This is a genomic window from Vibrio sp. 2033 (genome assembly GCF_033339735.1).
Genome location: NZ_JAWOVC010000665.1, coordinates 1 through 558 on the forward strand (window position 1 = coordinate 1; position 558 = coordinate 558).

Below are 558 nucleotides of genomic sequence, written 5' to 3' on the forward strand. Positions count from 1 at the left end.
CGCACCCCAATATTGAAATACGCCTGTTCAATCCTCATCAATACCGCTCTGCACGAATCTTTGCGTTAACCAGTGACTTCGAACGTCTGAACCGCCGAATGCACAATAAATCGCTGATTGCTGACAGTGTCTCTGCGATTGTCGGTGGACGAAATATTGGTAACGAGTATTTCTCTTTTGAATCAGAAGTAGAGTTCGGCGACTTCGATTTACTGCTCTACGGGGAAGCCGTGCAGCAAACGGCGGATCAGTTTGATCTTTATTGGAACAGCGTACACGCCGTGCCGATGGAGTGGATATCGCCAGAATCTCAAAGCGTCTCCGATGCCGCGATTCAAAAACAAGTCACCAAACTGAACTTGCAAGAAAAATTCTCTTCTGGCCGATACGATTTTACCGCCTTGGATATGTATCAAGATCTCAAACAAGGCAAACTGAACTTGTACTGGGGTGATGGACAAGTTTGGTTCGATTTGCCAGATAAAGTTACGACACACGATAGTCAGTTAGTCGGAAACTTAACCGAGCTATTAAAAAGTGTTGAGCACTCTTTCGTGC

The 558-nt window shown here is 45.5% G+C and carries 1 pseudogene; it reads left to right on the forward strand.

The features are described 5' to 3' along the window. A pseudogene (locus tag R7P74_RS28380) lies at positions 1–558 on the forward strand (phospholipase D family protein); the annotation flags it as partial.